The 7,747-nt window shown below is 51.1% G+C and carries 9 protein-coding genes and 1 other RNA gene; all 10 read left to right on the top strand.

The annotated features are described in order from the left end of the window. Nucleotides 1-4: 4 nt before the first annotated feature. The 10 genes from AC0LWT_RS37770 to AC0LWT_RS37815 all read left to right on the top strand — a co-directional run bounded on the left by AC0LWT_RS37770 (nucleotide 5) and on the right by AC0LWT_RS37815 (nucleotide 7,544). Complete coding sequence (locus AC0LWT_RS37770; protein WP_474687032.1) at nucleotides 5-1,279, top strand: radical SAM family protein; 1,275 nt, start codon at nucleotides 5-7, stop codon at nucleotides 1,277-1,279. 112 nt (nucleotides 1,280-1,391) lie between these two features. Beyond that, a complete protein-coding gene (gene rpmE / locus AC0LWT_RS37775) occupies nucleotides 1,392-1,589 on the top strand; it encodes a 50S ribosomal protein L31 (protein ID WP_235120038.1) in 198 nt (65 codons plus the stop codon). A 92-nt stretch (nucleotides 1,590-1,681) separates the two neighbouring features. After that, a complete protein-coding gene (locus tag AC0LWT_RS37780; RefSeq protein WP_474687034.1) occupies nucleotides 1,682-2,140 on the top strand; it encodes a hypothetical protein in 459 nt (152 codons plus the stop codon). Between the two features lie 58 nt (nucleotides 2,141-2,198). Beyond that, an RNA gene (gene ffs, locus AC0LWT_RS37785) (signal recognition particle sRNA large type) lies at nucleotides 2,199-2,462 on the top strand. A 144-nt stretch (nucleotides 2,463-2,606) separates the two neighbouring features. Next, on the top strand, nucleotides 2,607-4,043 hold the full coding sequence (locus AC0LWT_RS37790; RefSeq protein ID WP_474687036.1) for an ATP-binding protein: 1,437 nt from the start codon (nucleotides 2,607-2,609) through the stop codon (nucleotides 4,041-4,043). Between the two features lie 79 nt (nucleotides 4,044-4,122). Then, on the top strand, nucleotides 4,123-5,871 hold the full coding sequence (dnaX, locus tag AC0LWT_RS37795) for a DNA polymerase III subunit gamma/tau (RefSeq protein ID WP_474687038.1): 1,749 nt from the start codon (nucleotides 4,123-4,125) through the stop codon (nucleotides 5,869-5,871). A 30-nt stretch (nucleotides 5,872-5,901) separates the two neighbouring features. Next, the gene (locus AC0LWT_RS37800) at nucleotides 5,902-6,213 is read left to right on the top strand and encodes a YbaB/EbfC family nucleoid-associated protein (protein WP_474687039.1); all 312 of its coding nucleotides are present in this window, start codon (nucleotides 5,902-5,904) and stop codon (nucleotides 6,211-6,213) included. 44 nt (nucleotides 6,214-6,257) lie between these two features. Next, nucleotides 6,258-6,854 carry a recombination mediator RecR gene (gene recR, locus AC0LWT_RS37805; RefSeq protein ID WP_474687040.1) on the top strand — a complete coding sequence of 199 codons (597 nt, stop codon included), beginning with the start codon at nucleotides 6,258-6,260 and terminating at the stop codon, nucleotides 6,852-6,854. A 132-nt stretch (nucleotides 6,855-6,986) separates the two neighbouring features. Beyond that, a complete protein-coding gene (locus AC0LWT_RS37810) occupies nucleotides 6,987-7,271 on the top strand; it encodes a DUF2508 family protein (protein ID WP_474687041.1) in 285 nt (94 codons plus the stop codon). Nucleotides 7,272-7,274: 3 nt separating this feature from the next. Beyond that, complete coding sequence (locus AC0LWT_RS37815; protein ID WP_474687042.1) at nucleotides 7,275-7,544, top strand: pro-sigmaK processing inhibitor BofA family protein; 270 nt, start codon at nucleotides 7,275-7,277, stop codon at nucleotides 7,542-7,544. Nucleotides 7,545-7,747 lie beyond the last annotated feature (203 nt).

Raw genomic sequence — 7,747 nt, forward strand, 5'->3', positions numbered from 1 at the left:
CCTTATGAATTTGGTTTATGCAGACGCTCAGGGCAACGTATTCGATCATCCCGACTTTCTTGCGCTCGGACGCAATGCAGAAATGATAACGGAAATTTTGGACGAAGAGCTGATTCCTCTTCCTGAAGGCGCTACGCTCGTTAGTCTCCCTTTTACACGTCCCGTCGGCATCGATGCGGACACCGGTGACATGAAGCTGGTCGAGGGCGACTACCATGCCGTAGGGGCGCTGCTCCCGCAAGGATTCACAAGACTGCTGCTGCCCGGCTACATCAAGTCGGATAAAACAAAGGCGCTGCCCTTGTTCGGATATACGGCAGTCGTATGGAAAGAAGACGGATTCTACGTAGCGGCCCGCCAAAGCGACAACCCGTACTTCTGGAATCCGGTCCATTGCGACCCCGAGGAGCTTGAGGTGCAGGTGAACCGGCTTGTTGCCAAGTATCCCGAGAACCGCTTGTATCAGCACCTCTCCAATTGCGCGTTAGGCTACGAATGCTTGACCGCATCCAACACATTCCTGCAGCGCTGGGAGGGAGCCGTTCCCGTCTCTTACTCCTGCAACGCGGGCTGCTTCGGCTGTATTTCCGAGCAGCCGGATGACAGCGGCTTTCCAGCCCCGCAGACCCGGATGAACTTCAAGCCGAATGTGGAAGAGATCGTGCAGATTATGCTTGAGCATTTGCGCACGCCGGAGAGCATTATCAGCTTCGGCCAAGGATGCGAAGGGGAGCCGAGCACGCAGGCCGCCCTGATCATCGAAGCGATCAAACAGGTGCGTCAGCAGACACAGATGGGTTACATCAACATCAACACGAACGCCGGTCTCACGGATCATATCCGCGGCATTGTGGACGCGGGGCTTAACCTGATGCGGGTCAGCACCATCAGCGCGCTGGACGATCATTATAACGCATACTACAAGCCGCGTGCCTATACGCTTAAGAACGTCGAGAAGTCGCTCCGCTATGCGAGCGATAAAGGGGTTATTACCTCGATTAACTATCTCGTGTTTCCGGGCGTGACGGACCGCGAGGAAGAGATCGAAGCGATGATCGACTTTGCGCGGCGGACAGGCTTAAAGCTGATCCAACTGCGCAATTTGAATATCGATCCCGAGAGCTACTTGAGCATCATTCCCAAAGCGCAGGGAGAACTCCTCGGCATGAAGCAGATGATCGAAATTTTTCAGGAAGAACTGCCTGATGTCGTGATCGGTTCCTATACCCATACGCCCGAGTTTTACAGCAGCGGAAAAGCCGCATCGGGCAAGCTTTGAGTGAACGCGATTTTCTGTTGCATCACATCTTTTCTATATGATATAATGACCATCGTGTGACTAGATAACTCTGTTTCAGCAAATGATTCAGGGCGGAAAGAGGTGAACAAGCATGAAAGAGGCGATCCATCCTACTTATCATGTAACCACAGTGACTTGCGCATGTGGTAATGTATTTGAGACAGGCTCCATCAAGCAAAATCTCCGCGTAGAGATCTGCTCGAACTGCCATCCGTTCTTCACCGGTAAACAAAAGTTTATCGATGCAGGCGGTCGTGTCGACAAATTCAAAAAGAAATACGGCATCTAATTGGCATCAATTTCAGTGCTGCCAATCGGCATAAGACAACCTCCCTTGGTCATCCTAAGCTTAGGCTTAGAGGTGAAAAGGGAGGTGTTTTTATGTCTGGAAAACGAGGCGGCTTGCAGCCTGGCGGATTCGGCTACGCTTTGCAAAGACCGGCTGCGTTCAAACGCATCCTGGGGCTTGCCGCGGCGCTTTTGCTGGCAGCGGGCATTACAGGCTGCAATGCGGGCAACAATACCGCAGGCGGCAAATACAAAGCGCAAGCTTACCCGCAGGACGGCTACATGGGATTAACGAGCGTCAATCCGAATAATCCGCTGCACCCAACATATCACCATTACAGGGACGATGCCGATCTGATGAAAGCGGTTCTTGCCCAGCTCAAGGGAATCGATAAAACCAGCATTACGTTCAACGGCCCGACAGCCAAAGTGAAAATCAAACCGAAAAAAGAGCTGACGGAAGCTCAGGCGGAAGAGCTCAGATCACAGGCCCAGATGGCTCTGGATACGAATATGCCGCGATATGATGTGCGGGTTACAGTCGAAAGATAGTTTGGTAGGTTTTGCTCTTAGTTGCTATTTGCTTATCAATCGGCTATACTTATTTTTGCCGTGCTAGACGGGGAGGTAGCGGTGCCCTGTAGCTCGCAATCCGCTGTAGCGGGGTTGAATTCCTGTTAGAGGTACTGTGATGTGAGGTCTGGCTGTTGCACGTAGTGTTGAGAGTCGGGTCCTTCGCAATGAATGCTCGTGAACCCGGTCAGGTCCGGAAGGAAGCAGCCGTAAGCGTGATGTTTCATGTGCCGAAGGGTTGCCTAACTTGAGCTGTCGACAAGAGTACGCTCGTATCCCTTTATCAATAACAGGTGCACGGTTTATAATTGCAAATTATGCTAACGAAACGTCTGGCTGCTGCCGGGCGTTTTTTTCATGCAAAGGAAGGAAATTCCTTTAATGAAAGAGAATGAATATACTATTAAACAATTTTGAAAACGCTTTCTGATTGGGGGTGCTGTGTATGTCAAATTCCGGTTCTGAGCATTATCAAGTATCCGTGGAAGAAGTGCGTAAATTGCTGGATCAATGCTTGCAGGTCAGCGCGCTTATTGTTGATGAATCGGATCAAATCGTGGAAGCAAACGACTACGTACTGAAGCGCTCGGGATACTCGGCTGCGGAAATAACGAATATCGCGTTCTCCCAATTATTCAAAATGAAGCTCGGCTTGCAGGAGTCGTATAATGTTTACAATCAATCGGCGGGACGGACGGCGGAATGGCCTTACGGATTTATGATCGGAAAAAACGGCGAAATGACCCATTATCATTTTTCCATGACGAAATTGATGCGCGGCGGCAAACAAGCCTATCTGATCATTATGAAAAATCAGGCCGCATACTCGCAATTAAGTTTGCTGCAGCGATTTTCGGACGCCTTTTTGCAGGACGTCAATTTAGGGGTTCTTTTGATCGGAATGGACTTTACGCTTGTCGATATTAGCGATATGGCCTGCAAAATTCTCGGGATGGACCGTGAGCGGATTTTGAACAGGCCCTTGGAGGAAGTGTTTGCAACGGTGCCGCCTGAGCATCAGTTGGTGCAGAGAACCATTTTGAACGGAATGGTAGTGCGCAACTATGCGGTTTCCTGGACGAACAATCATGAGCGGTACGAGCTGCTGCTGGATTCCAATGTTCTTAGGGACAGCCATGGCCGAATGGTCGGCGCCTATCTGATTTTCAAAGACGTGACCAATCTTCGCTCTCTGGAGGAAATGGTCCAGCGCAGCGACAGGCTCGCGATGATCGGGCAAATTGCCGCGGGCACGGCCCATGAGATTCGCAACCCGCTGACTTCGATCAAAGGGTTTTTGCAGGTTCTCAAGCGGACGTTCGAAACGCAAGGGATGAGCAAGGAGCAAAACTACACGGAAGTCATGCTGGCCGAAATCAACCGGATTAACGAACTGGTCAATGAGTTCCTGCTGCTCGGCAAGCCCAAAAATGTGACATACGAACGCATAGACGCCTCTGAGGTTTTGCGGGAAATTTTGCCGATCATTAATAACGAAGCGGTGCTGCACAATGTAAATCTGCAATACGAAGCTGCCAGCCGCTTGCCTGAAATTGTGGCCGACCGGGAGATGCTCAAACAAGTATTTTTGAATATTTGCAAAAACGGCATAGAAGCGATGTCCGACGGGGGGATTTTGACCGTAACGGAGAAAACGGACCTGGCGGAGCGCAACGTGTGCATCGATATCCATGACACGGGAGCGGGGATACCGGCATTCGTGATCGATAAAATTTTCGATCCCTTTTTTACGACCAAGGATGACGGGACAGGACTGGGGCTGTCCGTCTGCCAAAGGATCATCCATGACATGGGAGGCAGTATCCGCGTATCGTCCAAAGGCTACGGAACGACGTTTACGATCAGCATCCCGTACCCTTAAGCAATTATTTCACCCCCGGAACGGTTTATAGTATAATGAATTCAATAATTCGAAAGAGGGATTGTTGGAGAGGGACATTATGGCACATATCGCTCTATATCGGACTTGGAGATCGCAGACGTTCGGCGAAGTCGTCGGACAAAGGCACATTACCCGGACGCTGCAAAACTCGCTAAGAGAAAACCGCCTTACGCATGCGTACTTGTTCAACGGTCCCCGCGGAACGGGAAAGACAAGCACGGCCAAAATATTGGCCAAAGCGGTTAACTGCCTGAACGGTCCCGCGGAAGAGCCGTGCAACGAATGCTCGGCTTGCTTGCGGATTACCGAAGGCGCTGTGATGGACGTCGTGGAAATCGACGCCGCTTCCAACCGGGGAGTCGAAGAAATCCGGGACATCCGCGACAAAGTGAAATATGCGCCTACGGAAGTAAGGCAAAAAGTGTATATCATCGACGAAGTGCACATGCTGACGACCGAGGCTTTTAACGCGCTGCTCAAAACACTGGAAGAGCCGCCGGCCCACGTCATGTTTATATTGGCGACGACGGAGCCCCATAAAATACCGGCCACGATTATATCCCGCTGCCAGCGCTTTGATTTCCGCAGGGTTTCGCTGGAGGAACAAGTGCAGCGGCTGCGCTTCGTTTGCGATCAGGAAGGCATCATGATCAGCGAAGAGGCGCTTCACTACATCGCCCGGCTGTCGGATGGCGGGATGAGGGACGCGCTCAGTCTGCTGGATCAAGCGGCATCGTTTGCAACCGGAGAAGTGCAGCTTACCGATATTTTATCCATTACCGGCGGCGTGGCCGCGGATCAGTTCGAAAAGCTCGTTCTGGCGATTAAAGACAGAGATTTGGGCGCAGCTTTGGAGTTGGTGGATACGTTCATGCAGGAGGGCAAAAGCGCGGACAAATGCATCGAGAACCTGATCGATTACTTCCGCGATCTGCTGATGGTGCGCATGGTTCCGAACTCGCCGGTCATTACAGAGCGGGTTTTCGATATGAACAAGCAGCGCGAGGTCGCAGACCACTTTACCCCAAATGAAATGATGGCTATTATAGAAATATTAAATCATTATCAGAGTGAAATGAAATATTCCGTACAGCCGCAGACGCTGCTTGAAATCGCGATTATGAAAGCCGGCGACATCCATGCCGGAGCTGGTTCGTCTCATGCTTCCATGTCGGCTGCTCCTGCAGCGGTTTCTTCCGGGCAAGGGGATCTGATCGCTCATCTGACAAAAAAGCTGCAGCAGCTTGAAGAACAGGTTGCCGGACTGGTAAAATCAGGTTTGACAGCCGCTCCGCAAGATCAGCCGTTGAAGCAGGCTGCGCCCCAAAGGGGGCCGCTTGCCGCAGTGCCCGTCAAGAAATCGGGCCTGAAGCTGGACGGTTATCTCAAAGCGGCCGAAAGCCAGGAGATGAAGACGGCTCTTATGAAGTGGAGCCAGATTCTTGGCACCGTCAAGGAGAAAAAAATTACGGTTCACGCCTGGTTCGTGAACGGTGATGTGGTTTCCGTGTTGGATGATGCGGTACTTGTCGCTTTCAAGAACGAGATGCACCGCAATACGACCGAGAAGCCCGAGAACAAACAGTTGATCGAACAGGTGCTGACTTCCGTACTTGGCAAACCGTACCGCCTTTTGACCATTATGCGCAAGGAGTGGGACGAAGCTTCAAGCGAAGCGGCCGCCGCTCCGCAGGAGATTATGCAGATGGAGCAGGAGGAAGAAGCGGGCGGCAAGCCGAAGGAAGAATGGATTTCCGAAGCCATCCAACTTTTCGGCGAAGACTTGGTAACTATTAAAGAAGACTAAATATTTTAAAACCAGAAGGAGCTAAATGCGATGAATAACATGAATCAAATGATGAAACAAGTAAAAAAAATGCAAGAGCAAATGCTGAAAGCTCAGGAAGAGCTTGGCAACAAAACGATTGAAGGAACGGCTGGCGGCGGTGTTGTGACTGTCGTAGTGAATGGGCACAAGAAAGTACAAAGCATCACGATCAAGCCTGAAGCCGTAGACCCGGATGATGTGGAAATGCTGCAGGATCTCGTGCTGACTGCAGTCAATGATGCCATGACCAAGGCAGAAGAACTTGCGAACAAAGATATGGGCAAATTGACAGGCGGCATGAACATTCCGGGATTATTCTAAGACAGCCAAGACCAAGCGAATCTGATTGATGAAGGAGATCTTCCGTGCATTACCCCGAACCGATAGCCAAACTAATCGATGCTTTCTCGCGCTTGCCTGGGGTAGGTCCCAAAACCGCCGGCAGACTGGCCTTCCACGTACTTCGCATGAAAGAAGACGACGTGCTCGATTTTGCCAAAGCGCTCGTTAACGTGAAGCGAAACCTCCATTATTGTTCGGTATGCTGCAACATAACGGACGTTGATCCGTGCCGCATATGCCAGGACAAAAGCAGGGACGGTTCCGTCATCTGCGTCGTACAGGAGCCGAAGGATTTGGTGGCTATGGAGAGGACCAAAGAATTCGAAGGCTACTACCATGTGCTTCACGGTGCGATCTCGCCGATGGAGGGCATCGGCCCCGATCAAATCCACATAGCCGAGCTGCTTAAACGCCTTAGCGATGAAAAGGTTCAGGAGCTTATACTCGCGACCAATCCGAATATCGAGGGAGAAGCCACTGCGATGTATTTATCGAGACTGGTCAAATCTTTCGGTCTTCGCGTTACCCGGATCGCACACGGTTTGCCGGTCGGAGGAGACCTGGAATATGCGGACGAAGTGACGCTGACCAAGGCGCTTGAAGGCAGAAGAGAAATTTAATAATTCAGATCGGACGAAGAGAGCTGCGCGGCTCTCTTTTTTTGCGTGGAAAACTGAACGCCGGTTCTAAGCCCGTCGCCGTCGCCGTATGAATAAAGTAACTCTTTGTCATGATGGAATGGGGGACGAGCGGTGAAACCGGCATTGCAATGGTTGGACTGGAAAAGAAATACGGCGGCCAAACTCGATCTGGATGCAAAAAGAAGGGACAGGCAGGAGCTGATCCATGAGATCCGCAAGGCCCATAAAAGCTGGCTGGCGGCTCAGGCGCATTTTGAATTCGCGTTGGACAAGGACCATGTCGATTATGCGATTTATGCGCTGGAGGCGGCGGAAAAAAGGTATGAGATGCTGCTCAAGCAAGCCAAACAGCAGCAAATAAGCATGGTCGACAACGGCCGCGTGATGGAGGAATAAAATATGGCGCTCAAATACGCAATGTGGGGTTTGTTCGCGGGTTCATCTTTACTGCTCGCAATCATGCTGCTGCGCAACCGGCGGGCCGGCAGGTGGCTTGCGGGCCTGGGGTTAAATGTGGCTTTGGCCGCGCTTATTTTGTACGTCTTGAATCTGCTTAGCGGATACACGCATCTGGAACTGCCTATTAACACGGTGACTCTGGCCGCCGTAACGCTGCTTGGCATACCCGGCGTGCTGCTTTTGGCGGGCTTGAAACTAACGCTCATGTAATGGGAGAAAAAAACATTTATTTTAGTGTTGACTCGGCATGTCCGTCTGTGGTATCTTATAAAAGTCGCCGCTGAAACGGCGGTGAAATAAGCAAGATGATTGCTCTTTGAAAACTGAACAACGAGTGAAGAAGCAAGGTTGAGCAATCAACCAAAACAAGAGATTGCAAAATCTCGTCAGCTTTGAAATTGAGCTATTCAGCT

This window comes from Paenibacillus sp. sgz302164 (assembly GCF_056120505.1).